The organism is Candidatus Nitrospira salsa (assembly GCF_965152625.1).
In genome coordinates, this window is sequence record NZ_CBCUCO010000005.1 from 299,351 (window position 1) to 313,419 (window position 14,069).

The following is a 14,069-nucleotide window of genomic DNA, read 5'->3' on the forward strand; positions in this document are numbered from 1 at the left end:
ATTTTCTTTACACAAGCGGGACGAAGTGCTGATTGAACAGTTGATTCGGTTTTCGATATCTCCAGGTTTTTCTGGGGCGGTTATTGAGGTGTTCGACCGCCGCTTTCACTTGCTGCCACGAGACCATTCTGGATCTGGGGTCGAGGATCTGGGGTCGACTCTAGTTTTATGACATCAATAATCTTTTTAAACGCGTATCAGAGAGGAATTGGATTGAAGGCTTTGAAGTATTAGATAACCTCATTTTCAAGTACGTTTTCTCACCATTTTGCCTGCTACCCCCAACGAACTTCAGCAAAGACTTTATTCAAACAGTTACCGATTGACACCAAAACACAAGGGCTCCTAGGTCAGCGGACGGCGTTCCATCTTGCCGTGTTTCACATGCAACACCTGAACGGTTTGTCCTTTGATATGAAAGAGAATGCGATACTTCCCAAAGATTAAATTTCTAATTTCATAGTCATGAAAATCCATTTCATCCGCATAGGGACAACGGCCAGGCGATTTCTCTAACGTAGAGATCTTGTTCAGAATGTCTCCATACCATTTCACCGCATGGTGAATGGAATCCTTGGCGATTTCATGAACGTAATGTTCAATTTCGGCCTCAACCGTGGGAGACATATGAACTTTAAAAACCTGCATCGGGATAGTGGGCCGCAAGTTTTTTACTGAGTCGAGAGAAGGCTTTATTGATTGAAATACCTTTGCCCATATCATGTTCTTTCTTGGATTGGGCGATTTGCTTCAGTGAGTGTAATAAGCTGGTCATCTCTTCGTAAGACTTCGCATCTTGAATGACAACCTCAGCCTTGCCATTGACGGTTAAGACTTCAGGCCGTCCGGTCTTTTTGAGCCGTTTAATATGTTCGGCAGGCTTCCGGCTAAAATCGGATACAGGCCGTATGGAATCGACGGTAAACATAGCACCTCCCTTTCAACAGAAAATTTACTGATAATTATCAGTTTATCCTATCGTTTCCCATCCTGCAAGAAATGTTTTATAGTACGATGATTATCACGCTACAGACTTACAACGATTTCAAGAATTCCTTGCGTGTTAGATGATTCAGTACCCATTTTCCTTTCAGCATATCCGTTAGCACCTGAGAGCAATACGATTGGTGAATATTTAGAGACACGTCCATTCGCCTGATTTGCAAGGAATATAATAAACTTGTGCAAGGCTACTCAAAATCCCAAGGCTGCTCGGATCGCCAAATGAGCAGCCAAGGCCCTAATTGACAACGCGATCCCAACTCATACCGCCCACATATTCTTCACTCATAATATTTCTTGTGCAGCACGAGACGATTCGCGCTGTGCATCGGTGGACAATGACAACACAATCATGAGATAAATGCATTTTACGAATCTATTCTCAAAAAAGGAGAAGCGATATGGCTAAAGCACGCGCTCGACACATTTTGGTCTCTACGAACGAAGCCTGTGAAAACCTGAAAACGCAAATCGAAGGTGGTTCTGACTTTGCGGAACTTGCCAAAGAACATTCGTCCTGCCCGTCAGGGAAACAAGGCGGAGATCTCGGAGAGTTTGGCCCAGGTCAAATGGTTCCGGAATTTGATAAGGTTGTCTTTAATGAAGAAGTGGGCAAGGTCCATGGTCCGGTGAAAACCCAATTCGGGTACCACCTGTTAGAAATCACCAGCCGCACCTAGTCAACCATCGATCACAGGGGTCTTTCTCGAGTTGCTTCCACGCCATTGATGGAATATGACCGAGAAAGACCTCATTTCCTCCAATAGAGGAACTCACCTCATCCCGCATCCATGTCGGTACAGATTATGTGGATGGAGAAATCCTCATAAAGAGCCTCAGTCTCTTACTTTGTCCTTATGTTGTAAAAGAGTCATTCAGCAGGAAAATAAAGACTGCCCCTATTGAGAAGATCTAACAGTAATTGAAGATGCTCTTCTGCTTGCTGATACTGACCTGGATTGATCGTCAGGTCGGTACATAATGCTTGAACCAAGGCTTTCTGATCAGCAGGGCATTCATAACGCCCTCCATCCACGAATACCCACAGCACACGGTCTCGTTCCTGAAACACCATCCGTGTCCCTTCATTTCGTTTCAGCATCCCGCCATTGGCGATATGGGCACGCAGATCATCGAGTCGATAGGCCTCAGGCTCACTCGCTTCTTCAGGGTATTTCGGCGCAGTGATAAACCGTCCAAACCATTCGGCCAACAAATCTTTGTCTTCGAGATACTGCTTCACAATATGGTGGACTTTCCCTAAAGACTCAGGCGTTAGACTCCCAGGAGTTTTCAGGGCCACGAGATCGGAATCCTCATATCGGACTTCTTCACTGAGCGTATCGCCAATATAATCCGCAAACCCTCGAAGAATTTCACTGTGCGAGGGTGCGCGAAATCCCACAGAACAGGTCATGCAATCATCCCCCACGGCAATCCCACTATGACCGACGCGAGGAGGGACATAGAGCAAGTCCCCAGGTTCAAGAATCCACCGCTGCTCTGGTTTCCAGTCGGATAAAATCATGACAGGCGTATCCGAACGACGCGGAGAATTCGAATCAAAGGTTCCGCCAACTTCCCACTGCCGGCGTCCGCAGGCTTGCACGAGAAACACGTCGTAGTTGTCATAGTGTGGTCCAACTCCGCCTCCATCGACAGAGTAGCTTATCATGAGATCATCAATGCGCCAGCTGGGAATAAAATGAAATGGCGTCAGGAATTCCGCCGCCTCTGGCACCCAATGATCCACCGCCTGCACAAGTAACGTCCAATATTTATCGGGCAATGCCCGGAACGTCTCATCCGTAAATGGTCCATGCGTGAGGTCCCATCGATCGCTTTCAGCATCTTGAATCACCAGCCGGGACTCCACCGCTTCTTCGCAGGCCAGCCCGGCTAATTCATCTGCCGCAATAGGCGGGTTAATGTCCGGCAACGCATTGCGAACCAAGAGCGGTTTCTTTTGCCAATATTCTGAAAAAAATTTATCGAGCGACACGTCACCTAACGGGACAGTCTTCATGTGAAACACCAATCACTGAAGTAATGATGATTAAAAACTAGACGAATCTTTCAAAAGAAGTGCAAGGAGGTAGAAGTGCAATGAAAGCTTCACAATATTTTTAACATGTCGACATGCGGCACACTCGCGTCAAGATACATGTTCGAGACTTGAAGAAATCCATACTGTGCATAGAAATTCTTGAGATATTCTTGAGCAGAAATTTTAATCGAACGGCCAGACCAACATTGCGCTATCAGCTCTAACGATGTGCGCAACAGTTGATGGCCAATTCCTTGACCTCGCATATCTTTTTGTACCACAAATCTCCCAATACTGACTTCAGAAAAACTCAACCCTGCTGGAAGGAGCCGCGCATACGCCACCAGATTACCGCCCTCATCATGCCCTTGCACGTGCTTTGTGTCTGCATGACGATCATACTCATCTAATTCAGGGTAGGCACACTGTTGCTCAACGACAAACACATCGACCCGTAATAGCAGAACATCAAAGAGTTGGGCGGCCTTGAATTCATCAAACGTCTGAACGTTCCAGAGAATAGTGGACATTGTCATAAAGTGGAAAGATCAGAATACAACAAGAGTAGCTCATGAAAAAGGAGGTGAATTGTGCCTCTAGCCGGATTAAAGAACAAATAAACACCGAGATTCGAGGCATATTCGTTTTCTTTATTAATCTTAAAATATTAACTGAAAATTCATGGCATTCGCTATAGATCACTACATTATGTCAATTCACTGACATCAACTCATTCGGCGCAGCGAGGGTAGGAATCGCTCGATACGACCCGATTTCTTTTTTCCATTAATTTAATGAATTATCTTATTAAGAATCATGACGAACAATCCGAAATACAAGGCAGTTCTTCACCACAACAGGAGAGCAACGCCTATGCATATTACGACTTTGAGCTCACACAACACCACATCGCTGACTCTGTTTGGACGGCTCGACTATAGTGCCCGCCAAATCTTTAAATCCACGGTTCAAGATAGCTGTGATTCAAACACGCACAACATGATTCTGGATCTTACAGCCGTGACATTTATCGACAGTTCGGGACTCGGACTCATCCATAAATGCATTACTGAGTCGCAAGCTCAAAATGTAAGCGTGACCTTAGTCAATCCTCGAGAACAAATCTATAGCATTCTTGAACTCTGTAACATGACCCAATACGTCTCCTCATCTGACTCATCCCTTTCACATGAAGCATCTGATGCAACCGTACTCAGACATAATTCGAATGTACTCACTAAAGACGCTCTGAGTATTATTGACTAAATTCTGGCCATCCTCACCCTCACCGACCTTCGCTCTGCTCAGAACCTCAATTTTCCAATATGGACACTTCACTGCAGCAGAAACAAAAATTTTCCCTTAGCTTAGATACGGAAGCGCATAAGAGATGAACACTCCCTACGCTAGTAAAACTCAAAAGACGAAGCGCTATCTTCTAATACACGCGTCTTATCCCTACATATCGCGATATATCACGACACTCATTTCATGACCCAATACGTCGAGCCGCACACCGAACAATGACAACTGCTTGGGGATGTAGGATTTATAGGACGATATCAAGAAAACAACTGAATCAAGACGTTATTCGCTATCTTTATGAAAACGCTGTCTTCGGTAAGGAGTTCAGCTTGCAGATCAAGTGCGCACTACGCGACATGCACATCCGGCGTGGACACGGTCTGTCCTTTAGTCAACAGGGTAGCCCGAAGCTGTTCAACACTAACCCAATGCTGAAGATCGGCTTGAACGAGTGGATGATCACCTAAAAAAAGACTCAAGGGCAGATCGATGACGAGCTGGGAGTTTTCACTGGTCAATTCCGCCGCAATAATCCCTGGCAGATACACTCGCCCCTCAGCTAAAGCCTCATCAAGAATCAAATATTCTCCATGATTGAAATTCTCAATCCAGCTTGAGGTATCAACGACGATTCCGCTCACGCGAGGTTTTCAAATCAATCTCTAAATTCAACCTCCCCTTAAGCCGAGCGGCTTTTACAGCGGCCTTACTGCGAGCAATCATGGTTAACCCCCTAAATGAGCGTATCCGTAATTCCTGAGCCAGAGGCATTACAAGCTTCTTCTAGTAAATGACTCAAAAGATTCGCGGTGACTCTTCTCGTTGGAGTAGATGTATTCATACTATCATTCATATGATTTCGAAAATTCTTCGTCTCACCTATTGCTGCTTAAACTCTTTTTACAGTACATGGGAGGCATGGCAATAGCCGTCGCCCCATTATCATCGGCTATCTCACCATCATCTCTTTGGCTCTCTCGGGTACAAGAATTTTGAGTTCGCCTATCGCTATACACCTTCCCTAGCCATCATGCCCAAAGAATAGGAATCCCATAAGGTTTCATGTGGACATCATGTGTCATGATCGTCAAATTTTCAAGTTGTGCTTGAGCGATAAGCATTCGATCAAAAGGGTCATCATGATGACGAGGCCAACTTCCAGCAATCAGTCCATGTTGAATGGTTATCGGAAGTTGGAGAAAACGATTGGCTTCTAGCGCTTCTTCTAGTTCATCAGGAGCTTCAGCTTTCCGAGAGCCTTTTTGATTGAAATTTCCCATGCGGTGACAGCATTGACGTATACCGCATTTTTTCCGTCCTTAATGGCCGAAGCCGCTTTAGCCGTGGGGGACTGATGATCACCCATCCACCAGAGGAAAACATGAGTATCTAACAAGAGTTTCATGCCTCTTCACCCTTAAATGCCCGTGTAAGACTCTCAGGTAGTTCATCAAACCCTTTAGCTATCTTAACCTTGCCTTTCCAATACCCCGGTTTCCGTATTCCTTTATGGGGTTGATAGGCAATGAGTTTTGCCATTGGCTGACCGGCTTTGGCAATGATCACCTCTTCACCAGCCGCAGCTAATGCCAAAAGTTGAGAGAGACGAGTTTTCGCGTCATAGACATTCACCATCTTCATCAGAATCTCCAATCATAATTAGTCTAGTCTGACCAATTAAATTATATCCTGTCATACCCTATCTTGTAATGAAGCATTCCATTTCTCATTTTTTGATGTGAAAAAGAAGCATGGCGGACTTCTGACCAAAAGATCTACTGAGCCTTCTAACCGTGGTTCTTCTAGATGATTCGTTTCAATGTCGCTTCAATATTGACTAGTTCATCTATACGCATTTCCTCTTCAAGCAGAACAACATTGCTAACGATAGGCTTGTCATCTCACGATTTTGACATAGACATGCTCACTCAATGAGTGAACATATGAAAAAGAGGAAGAATCACACACGTTAAACCTTTTAAGTACAGCCACCGATAAGAATATTCAACAATGACGGGTTTCATCAAGAATAGAGTGTTCTTCATGACGAACCTTATACAACCATTCATATTCAACATGATTGAGGAGTAACAAGCACTATGAGTCAGTTTGCCCCCAAACCTGTCCGTGAATTTTTAAAAGATGTCAAACGGGCTTCGACGAAAGAGAAAAAGAGTTTGATTATGAGCATGAAAAAAGCTCAAGACATTGCTGAGGCGTTAGAGGATACATTCACGACTCCTCAGATGTCTCAAAGTTCATAAATATTCTCCATGCACGACACCCTCTGCAGCACGCCGTGAGCATGCGCAGAGGCACAGTAATCTAAGAGATTATTGATCGACATCATAATCACCGTCAGTTCGCTACTCGCACTCTGCTAGACACTCTCCAAGAACGTCTTCACGCACAGCCAGTTGGCTCAATGATACCTCTGCGACTCATCACTTACAAAACACCTTCAACCAGACGATCACGGAACATTGCCTCAACAACGTCATTGACAATCATTCCAGTCCACAGTCAATGTTGACCATGTTGGGTTCATGGAATGTCCTCAAAAGCCAACCTTTTGACACGCACCCCCTTCAACACTCCCGCATCGTTCTCTCCGCATGGATTATCAAATGAGTCCGCGGTACAATACGAGTCTCTACCAAAAACCAGAAATAGAACGCGTCCCGAGTTTTCAGTTATGGACTCCGACACTCCCCTTATCATTATCGATACGCATGTGCATCTGTACGATTGCTTTGAGCTAGCAACGTTCTTGGACTCAGCCTATAAAAACGCTCAAGCTCACGCCACACTCCAGCAACATCATGGCCCCATCCTCGGTGTTCTACTTTTGACCGAATCGGCATGGGACCATTGGTTTCAACGACTCGTCACATTTGCGGATCAGCACACGACCGTCTCTCACGACACTCCAAATTCTTGGAATTTTCACCGGACCAATGAAGACTTCACCCTCTTTGCTCAGTCATCGAATGATGAAAAACTATTAATTGTGGCAGGACGTCAAATTGTGACCCAAGAAAAGTTTGAAGTCTTGGCCCTCATGACCAGTCAGGTCTTTCAAGATGGACTGACGATTCACGAGTCGATTAAGCAAGTCAAGAAAAGCGGAGGGATACCCGTAATTCCTTGGGCATTTGGCAAATGGTGGGGAACAAGAGGAAAAAACTTAACCGAATTGATCAAGTCACCAATCATGAATGATGTGTTTCTCGGAGATAATAGCGGTCGTCCCAAATTTCTCCCCTACCCAGGCCATTTCTCCATAGCAAAGACGCAGGGGATTCGAATCTTTCCTGGCAGCGATCCACTGCCCTTAGCATCAGAAGGCTGGCGTCCTTGCAGCGTCGGACTCTCCATCGCGAGCGTGTTAGATTATGAAAGTCCTGGAGCTCACCTGAAGTCTATGCTTCAGAATGCACATAGCTCCATCACGCCTTACTTTCATCATGAACCGTTCTCCCGATTCATCAAAAATCAAGTCGCCATGAAACGAATGACACCGCGGCGCGTCACATCATAAAACGATTATTCGGTTTTTGGGGAAGATCGATACAGTGATGAAGCGAGTCCAAAAATAGACAAGCCATAGATGAGCCACTTGGAGGGATCGAAGTTATACCATCGGAGGCCATTGCGATAATCACTCGGATACATGTGGTGATAGTTGTGATAGCCTTCTCCAAATGTCACGAGTGAAATGAACCAACTGTCACGACTTGAGTCTGCATGCCCATGTGGTTGACTTCCCCATAGATGGCAGATGGAATTAATACAAAAAGTTGAGTTGAGTACAAAAAACACCCGCCCGACTCCGGCTAAGAGAAAGCAGCCGATACCGCCAACCCATCCGTTCGAGAGAAACCCAACGATAAACGGCAGAAGCAGACCAGAAACAATAATCGGTACATAGTACCGATGTTGCCACATGACGACCGGATCCTTCACCAATCGAGCAGGAAAGGGGCCGTTGCGATGCGGGTCCTTCCAAAACAACCAAGCACAGTGACTAAACCAAAACCCTCGCTTAGCGTTGTATGGATCTTCTTCCTGATCGCAGCGAGAATGATGACGAATATGATCACGTGCCCATTTCAAGGCAGAGTTTTCCAGCGCCCATCCTCCACCAATTAACAACGCGGCCTTCACCCAATTGGGGCAGGTAAAGCTCCGATGCGTCACTAACCGATGATATCCAACGGTAATGCCTAATCCACTGGCGATATACATCACCACGAACATCGTCCAATCCACCCAGCTGTAGTCGTAAAAATAGGCAAAGGTCGGAAGACCGATCATGGCTCCTAACGCGATAAGACTAAAAAGGAAGGTAGTAGGGAAATCAAAAGCGCGCGTACGTAGCGGAAGTAAAGTTGTAGCGGTCATATGCAGAGCGTTCAAGAAAGTATCGGCGGAGAGGCTTTCTATTTAGAAAGCCTCTCCGTATACGAACTCAGTATCAACAAATTGTTAGAATCGGTTACCCCGACCACCGCCGCGGTTGCCACCGCCGCCACCAAATCCACCGCCGCCGCCACCAGTTCGAGGAGCCATTGGCTTGGCTTCGTTCACGGTGAGGGTACGACCACCCATTTCAGTGGAATTTAATGCGGAAATAGCTGCTTCAGCTTCTTCCGAGGTAGACATTTCAACAAAACCAAAGCCACGCGACTGTCCGGTAAATTTGTCCGTAATCACTCGCGCAGACTGCACCGTGCCATGCTCAGCAAACAATGCTTCCATTTCAGCCTCTGTCGCAGAATACGGCAAACCACCCACATAAATTTTTGAACCCATGAGGTTCCTCCTTTAAAGTAAAGATACTTGACATTGCTTTGAGCTGGAGAAGATAAACACATCGGGAAGGGGTAGGCCGCGGACGCGACAATTGAGGCGACTCTGGTCAGGCTTCCTAGTAGACTCCCTGGCAAAACAACATCGGTTATTGGACCTGACTCACTATCCCGTTATCATTAGGTCCCTTGTGACACGGTACTTTTAGCCTAGCATAGCGTTTCAAAAAAAGATACAAGATTTTTCAGGCTTATCAGGAAAGTGTAGAAAAATTCACAGATGGAGCTCACGTGCATGCCACCAACGCTTGATGGAACAAGCGAGGCACATCATGGCAACGGTTGAACCGATAGGTAAATTCCCCCACGTACCGCCCTTGATGGTTGCCTCGTACTCCGTGATACGTCTCATTTATCCAGTCTTTCGCACTGGAAATACACTTATGCACCAAAGGAAGCCATCGCTCACACATGGCCTTATCCCGAGAGACCCTTGGGAATCTACATCGGCCCCTGTCACATGGCACAAACTGGGGCTCCCATAAGCACTCACCGTGACCCTAGCCCGATTTCGGGTGTCCCCGAAATGTTGAGCATGGGCTTTTGGTCTTTCTCGACTAACACCTTGGCAAAGCCAGGACGATTGAGGGCCAGCCCTTTCGTATCCATTCAGGCCTTCGTCTCAACAGCCACCAGCCCATCGTATTGATTTCTGCTCTTGAAGTCCAAATACGTTCCCGCATCCAAATCCAGCCCTTTATCACCAACCTGCTAGCTGGCATCCTGGTGATAAAGGCGGTGCGAATCTTTTGCCGTATCCCACACGCAGTCATGAAACCTTACGTAGTGCACTTTGGTGATTGGCGTAAGATTTTTCAAACAACTCGGATCCCGATACACTGCCTATTTATCTACGTTTCGATGCCCGTTTGGCTGGTTGAGCAAAGGCTTCACCCCACCGTTCTAGAAACGCCGCAATGAAAGTATGTTGACTGGCAGATTCTACCGCCAACGGACTCAAGGCCATTGCGACAGTCAAAGCTAGATGATAACCAATGGAGCGAGATGCTTCTGCACGCTGATAGGCAGGGTGGGCCAGATTAATCCAAACGGTCGTATCGACCAACCGTCCTAATTCTGAACTACTCGGTCGATCTTCAAATTGTATATCGAGACCATACCGCGCAGAACGGCGTTGACCACCTGGGTCAGGCAACGTCGTATGAGACCGAACCAAATCCATCGACTCTGACATTGTTGAGTCATCAAGCTGGGCTTCCGTTCCCTCAAATTTCTTCTTGTCGTTATCGCCATTTGATCGTTCTTGGGATTTCTCTGCCTGAGACGTGATGACACTCGTGATCAACGCATCAGCTGAATCCCCCTGCCCTCCAAGACCAAGTGGGAGCCGTTTTTGTCCTCCTGCACGCCGTTCTACCAATGAGTCAAGTAAGGGGAAGTCTTCTGCCAAATCTTCTAAAACTCGTCGGAGATCCCGCTCCAGGGGACGCGATAATCGGGTCCGTGAATCACTCACTCCTGTACGCATGTCACCCCACTTCTCTAATTGCTGAGAGACGGCTTCTTGCATGGCTTTTCGATAAGCCAAATACATGGCACCACGGGAACCCACGCGAACAAAATCCCCCTTATTCAATGTCAAACAGGACGATAAGGCTGGAACTTCGATCAGTCCGCTAACACCGTCCGGCGTTGATGGGGTAATCCCTAACCAATCCCAACCTCGCTTAATGACTTTGCCCAATGTACTCACAGCAACACCTCGCTGTTCCTCAAACCGTGACGACTGGTCCCTCGACAGATATCCACATGCCGATGGTTTTCGCTTCCGCATCAGACGAATTTGCATGGAAACCTGTTCCAACCTGGGCAACACTGACTTATCGAGGGATGTTCCATTGACTTGAATGGTCACGCCTTTGGGATAATGTGCGCTCAAAAGATCATCAAACCTGGAATCTAATAGTGGCTCAAAATGCCTACGGACTGCCCCTTCTACAAAGCCGACGTCAAGAAGCGGCGACAGAGTATTGTGAAGTTTCAATCGAAGTGCCGTCCCTTGGTCTCCAACGACTAAACCAATAGGAGACACCCATTTCCATGGAGCTCGGTGACGTGATGTAAGTCCCCAACTTGTCGAGACATGATGCTTACCCCGCCGGCTTTCTGTGTAGACGTCTTCACAGACAAGAAGCCCCAGTTTGATACCAACACCTGCAAATCCAATCCCTTGTCCACGTGTTTTTGAACTTGCCGCGATGTTATGATATTTCGCCAAGGCCTTCCGGTACATTCCTGATCCGTTATCCCTAATAATCAACACGGATTCCTCGGCATGCGTCGAAAAGGTGATGAGGCTAGCTCCAGAATCTAATGAGTTCGCAACAATCTCGGTAAGGATGGTTTCTTCTATCGCCTCAGGATACGCATCGCGGAGATCTTCGAGAAGATGGAGTAAATCAACCCGTGTTTCACCCATAAATCAGCATGATCCTTTAATTGAAGCCTGCCACATGAACAAAATAGCCACGTCGTGTGTATTCAGCCATCCCACTTCTCTTTTCTTTCGAGAATGACGCCTTCGCGGTACCGTGCCAATAATCACCATCATTTTTCAAGCACCAAGCAGCAGAGTTAGGGGATCATATGCTTCTACATTTCCCAGCAAAGAACTAGAAAACAGTTGACCTCAATCTTTACTCTACCTTCTAGTAGATATATAATGACCACTCATACTGTAGTCTTTAGGAGCCCGATGCTTGACCGTAAAAAACAGATTTTAGACGTGGCGGAGGAACTCCTTCAAACTCGAAGCTTTAGTGCCTTTAGCTATCAAGACGTGTCTGATCGCATCGGTATCAGCAAGGCCACAATCCATCACCACTATCCCAGTAAAGACGATCTCAGCCTGGCGTTAGTGACTCGATATCGTACGTCACTCATCTCGACATTGGAAAAGATTACCCAAGAATACACGACTCCATGGAAACAACTCGAGGCTTATACATTGCTCGTTTCGCAAGTCATGCAGTCTGGCCATAAAATTTGTCTTACAGGATCACTCCAATCCGAGTACGAGATTATCGCAAACGAGACGAAGCAGGAGCTCGCGAATCTCTGCGCATTTGTTCATACATGGCTGACCCGGCTCCTAGCTGACGGCAAGAAACAGCAAATGATGACATTTCCAGGCCCCCCTGAGGACCAAGCCTCGTTGATTCAAGCCGCCCTTCAAGGTGCTTTGCAACAAGCACGAGCCCATGGACCGAAACAGTTCACAACTGTAGTCCGCCAAATAAAGGCCATGCTAAAAACATCATGAGGTCTTGACTTTGTATTGCGCATCATTATCTACCTACTAGTTGGTCGTATATTATCAATATTTCAATAGAGGAGAATTCTTATGAGCGCGACAGCAACACCATCCTACCTCACGCTAACAGACGAAAATTTCCAACAAAAGGTGACCGAGAATCCTCAGCCGGTTCTTGTGGATTTTTGGGCGCCCTGGTGTGGCCCCTGCCAAGCCATGAATCCGACGATTCAAGAACTGGCGAACGAATACACGGGAAAGGTTTCAGTGGGAAAAGTCAATGTCGATGAGCAACCTACTCTAGCGGCTCAATTTGACATTCAATCAATCCCGGCTCTCTTGGTCTTTCAGGAGGGAAAGGTCGTCGAGACAGTGGTCGGTGCGGTGCCTAAGAAGGTGCTCACTGACACACTCGATACCGTTTTGACAGCAGTCTAAGAAAAAACCTGCATTTCTTCGGTGCCTAATCGAGTGAAGGAGTAAGCGTATGCCTATGTCGTACGAAGCTATATCCACGATGCGAAGTTTAAGCTGGCTCGTATTCCCAAGCCAGACCTAAAACCGGTCACCTTCTGATCAAAGTGAAAGCGACCAGTCTGAACCCAGTTGACTGGAAAAATTCGTACGCTCGACGTCCCAACTGCTCCTGACCTTCCTGCGGTCTTGCACGGCGACGTCTCAGGAGTCGTTGCCGAAGTCGGAAAAGGTGTGGCAACGTTTCACGTTGGAGACGCCGTGTATTGGCTGTGCAGGAGGGATCAAGGATCAAGGAGGAGCGCTGGGTGAATATATACTGGCCGATGCTGGGCAGCTGACACCTCTTGTGGATTCTGAACGGTTCACACTCGCTCAAGTGAACGCAGCACATAAATACTTTGCGGACAATAAGCATACGGGAAAAATTGTCATTGAACATCCATCATAATCTAATATTTTTCTACAGTTGGAAATGAATTTTCCCCCAGAATAACAAACAGAACGGACGACAACATGAAAAACGAACACGCCACGAAAGAATCAGAACCTTGGATCGAAGAATTTACACGTCTGTACGAAACCGCCGTTCAAACGTTTGCCAATGGCGTAAGAGGACCGGACCGAGTTTTCTCCGATAAAGACACCAAGCAATTGGCTGCAATTGGAGCGACGCCGCAAGAAATATATGATTTCGTCGAAGATTGGCATGACGCTGGCGAACCGGACTTCCCAACGGTATTACGCATCACAGCGGTACGAAGAGATTATTTTTTGCGCGAACAACACGGAAATCCTTCTGATAAGAACGTTTCGATGAACGATCTCCCATCGATGAGTGCAGTGTTAGGAGGATACCGCTGGCTGCCGCGAATCATTGAAAAAGCCAAAGCCAAACTTCAAGGAGAAATGCCTCGGGAACTGATGTATGGATGCGGAGGAGATCGCCCATTCCTCAGAAAGATTGGCATTGACCCAGCTGAGTTTCTTCAGGTCGTGTGGGAAACAAGAAGCGATGAACAACAAATCCTCGACTATGTAAAACACAAATCTTCAGGACCCCATCCGACCTAATGCTTTAACAGGGGCCGGTACA

At 46.7% G+C, this 14,069-nt stretch carries 21 protein-coding genes; 9 read left to right on the forward strand and 12 right to left on the reverse strand.

The window, feature by feature from the left end:
- Positions 1-345 precede the first annotated feature (345 nt).
- Both ACWQXP_RS21885 and ACWQXP_RS21890 read right to left on the reverse strand, forming a co-directional pair.
- Positions 346-627 (reverse strand): type II toxin-antitoxin system RelE/ParE family toxin, encoded by a 282-nt coding sequence (locus ACWQXP_RS21885; RefSeq protein WP_454065011.1) that lies wholly within the window; start codon positions 625-627, stop codon positions 346-348.
- A gap of 7 nt (positions 628-634) precedes the next feature.
- Complete coding sequence (locus tag ACWQXP_RS21890; protein WP_454065012.1) at positions 635-928, reverse strand: type II toxin-antitoxin system Phd/YefM family antitoxin; 294 nt, start codon at positions 926-928, stop codon at positions 635-637.
- Between the two features lie 448 nt (positions 929-1,376).
- Here ACWQXP_RS21890 and ACWQXP_RS21895 point away from each other — a divergent pair, with 448 nt between their 5' ends.
- Positions 1,377-1,682, forward strand: a complete 306-nt coding sequence (locus tag ACWQXP_RS21895; protein WP_454065164.1) for a peptidylprolyl isomerase — start codon at positions 1,377-1,379, stop codon at positions 1,680-1,682.
- A 191-nt stretch (positions 1,683-1,873) separates the two neighbouring features.
- Here ACWQXP_RS21895 and ACWQXP_RS21900 read toward each other — a convergent pair whose 3' ends face one another.
- A complete protein-coding gene (locus ACWQXP_RS21900; RefSeq protein WP_454065013.1) occupies positions 1,874-3,028 on the reverse strand; it encodes a JmjC domain-containing protein in 1,155 nt (384 codons plus the stop codon).
- Positions 3,029-3,117: 89 nt separating this feature from the next.
- Positions 3,118-3,585 carry a GNAT family N-acetyltransferase gene (locus tag ACWQXP_RS21905; protein ID WP_454065014.1) on the reverse strand — a complete coding sequence of 156 codons (468 nt, stop codon included), beginning with the start codon at positions 3,583-3,585 and terminating at the stop codon, positions 3,118-3,120.
- A gap of 337 nt (positions 3,586-3,922) precedes the next feature.
- Here ACWQXP_RS21905 and ACWQXP_RS21910 point away from each other — a divergent pair, with 337 nt between their 5' ends.
- Entirely contained in the window at positions 3,923-4,315 is a 393-nt protein-coding gene (locus ACWQXP_RS21910; RefSeq protein WP_454065015.1) for an STAS domain-containing protein, read from the forward strand.
- A 386-nt stretch (positions 4,316-4,701) separates the two neighbouring features.
- Here ACWQXP_RS21910 and ACWQXP_RS21915 read toward each other — a convergent pair whose 3' ends face one another.
- The 4 genes from ACWQXP_RS21915 to ACWQXP_RS21930 form a co-directional block, all read right to left on the reverse strand.
- Positions 4,702-4,995, reverse strand: coding sequence for a PIN domain-containing protein (locus ACWQXP_RS21915; RefSeq protein ID WP_454065016.1), 294 nt, complete (start codon positions 4,993-4,995; stop codon positions 4,702-4,704).
- A gap of 387 nt (positions 4,996-5,382) precedes the next feature.
- Positions 5,383-5,634, reverse strand: a complete 252-nt coding sequence (locus ACWQXP_RS21920; protein WP_454065017.1) for a type II toxin-antitoxin system VapC family toxin — start codon at positions 5,632-5,634, stop codon at positions 5,383-5,385.
- On the reverse strand, positions 5,580-5,759 hold the full coding sequence (locus ACWQXP_RS21925; protein ID WP_454065018.1) for a type II toxin-antitoxin system VapC family toxin: 180 nt from the start codon (positions 5,757-5,759) through the stop codon (positions 5,580-5,582). Before ACWQXP_RS21925 ends, ACWQXP_RS21920 begins: the two co-directional genes overlap by 55 nt.
- Complete coding sequence (locus tag ACWQXP_RS21930) at positions 5,756-5,995, reverse strand: type II toxin-antitoxin system Phd/YefM family antitoxin (RefSeq protein WP_454065019.1); 240 nt, start codon at positions 5,993-5,995, stop codon at positions 5,756-5,758. Before ACWQXP_RS21930 ends, ACWQXP_RS21925 begins: the two co-directional genes overlap by 4 nt.
- Positions 5,996-6,453: 458 nt before the next feature.
- On the opposite strand from ACWQXP_RS21930, the gene ACWQXP_RS21935 reads away from it, so the two are divergent.
- Both ACWQXP_RS21935 and ACWQXP_RS21940 read left to right on the forward strand, forming a co-directional pair.
- Positions 6,454-6,618: a hypothetical protein gene (locus ACWQXP_RS21935; RefSeq protein ID WP_454065020.1), complete on the forward strand. Its 165-nt coding sequence runs from the start codon at positions 6,454-6,456 to the stop codon at positions 6,616-6,618.
- 431 nt (positions 6,619-7,049) lie between these two features.
- The gene (locus ACWQXP_RS21940) at positions 7,050-7,895 is read left to right on the forward strand and encodes a hypothetical protein (RefSeq protein WP_454065021.1); all 846 of its coding nucleotides are present in this window, start codon (positions 7,050-7,052) and stop codon (positions 7,893-7,895) included.
- A gap of 5 nt (positions 7,896-7,900) precedes the next feature.
- Here the strand turns inward: ACWQXP_RS21940 and ACWQXP_RS21945 are convergent, their stop codons facing one another.
- The 4 genes from ACWQXP_RS21945 to ACWQXP_RS21960 form a co-directional block, all read right to left on the reverse strand.
- On the reverse strand, positions 7,901-8,758 hold the full coding sequence (locus ACWQXP_RS21945) for an acyl-CoA desaturase (protein ID WP_454065022.1): 858 nt from the start codon (positions 8,756-8,758) through the stop codon (positions 7,901-7,903).
- 84 nt (positions 8,759-8,842) lie between these two features.
- Positions 8,843-9,169 (reverse strand): RNA recognition motif domain-containing protein, encoded by a 327-nt coding sequence (locus ACWQXP_RS21950; protein ID WP_447968700.1) that lies wholly within the window; start codon positions 9,167-9,169, stop codon positions 8,843-8,845.
- Positions 9,170-9,452: 283 nt separating this feature from the next.
- Positions 9,453-9,638 (reverse strand): transposase, encoded by a 186-nt coding sequence (locus ACWQXP_RS21955; protein ID WP_454065023.1) that lies wholly within the window; start codon positions 9,636-9,638, stop codon positions 9,453-9,455.
- A 434-nt stretch (positions 9,639-10,072) separates the two neighbouring features.
- Positions 10,073-11,665 (reverse strand): ATP-binding protein, encoded by a 1,593-nt coding sequence (locus ACWQXP_RS21960; RefSeq protein WP_454065024.1) that lies wholly within the window; start codon positions 11,663-11,665, stop codon positions 10,073-10,075.
- A 276-nt stretch (positions 11,666-11,941) separates the two neighbouring features.
- Here ACWQXP_RS21960 and ACWQXP_RS21965 point away from each other — a divergent pair, with 276 nt between their 5' ends.
- The 5 genes from ACWQXP_RS21965 to ACWQXP_RS21985 all read left to right on the forward strand — a co-directional run bounded on the left by ACWQXP_RS21965 (position 11,942) and on the right by ACWQXP_RS21985 (position 14,047).
- Positions 11,942-12,508 (forward strand): TetR/AcrR family transcriptional regulator, encoded by a 567-nt coding sequence (locus ACWQXP_RS21965; protein ID WP_454065025.1) that lies wholly within the window; start codon positions 11,942-11,944, stop codon positions 12,506-12,508.
- An 81-nt stretch (positions 12,509-12,589) separates the two neighbouring features.
- Positions 12,590-12,937, forward strand: a complete 348-nt coding sequence (gene trxA / locus ACWQXP_RS21970; protein WP_454065026.1) for a thioredoxin — start codon at positions 12,590-12,592, stop codon at positions 12,935-12,937.
- Positions 12,938-13,162: 225 nt separating this feature from the next.
- Positions 13,163-13,285, forward strand: a complete 123-nt coding sequence (locus ACWQXP_RS21975) for an alcohol dehydrogenase catalytic domain-containing protein (RefSeq protein WP_454065165.1) — start codon at positions 13,163-13,165, stop codon at positions 13,283-13,285.
- Positions 13,286-13,322: 37 nt separating this feature from the next.
- The gene (locus tag ACWQXP_RS21980) at positions 13,323-13,424 is read left to right on the forward strand and encodes a hypothetical protein (protein ID WP_454065166.1); all 102 of its coding nucleotides are present in this window, start codon (positions 13,323-13,325) and stop codon (positions 13,422-13,424) included.
- A gap of 65 nt (positions 13,425-13,489) precedes the next feature.
- The gene (locus ACWQXP_RS21985; RefSeq protein WP_454065027.1) at positions 13,490-14,047 is read left to right on the forward strand and encodes a DUF5069 domain-containing protein; all 558 of its coding nucleotides are present in this window, start codon (positions 13,490-13,492) and stop codon (positions 14,045-14,047) included.
- Positions 14,048-14,069 lie beyond the last annotated feature (22 nt).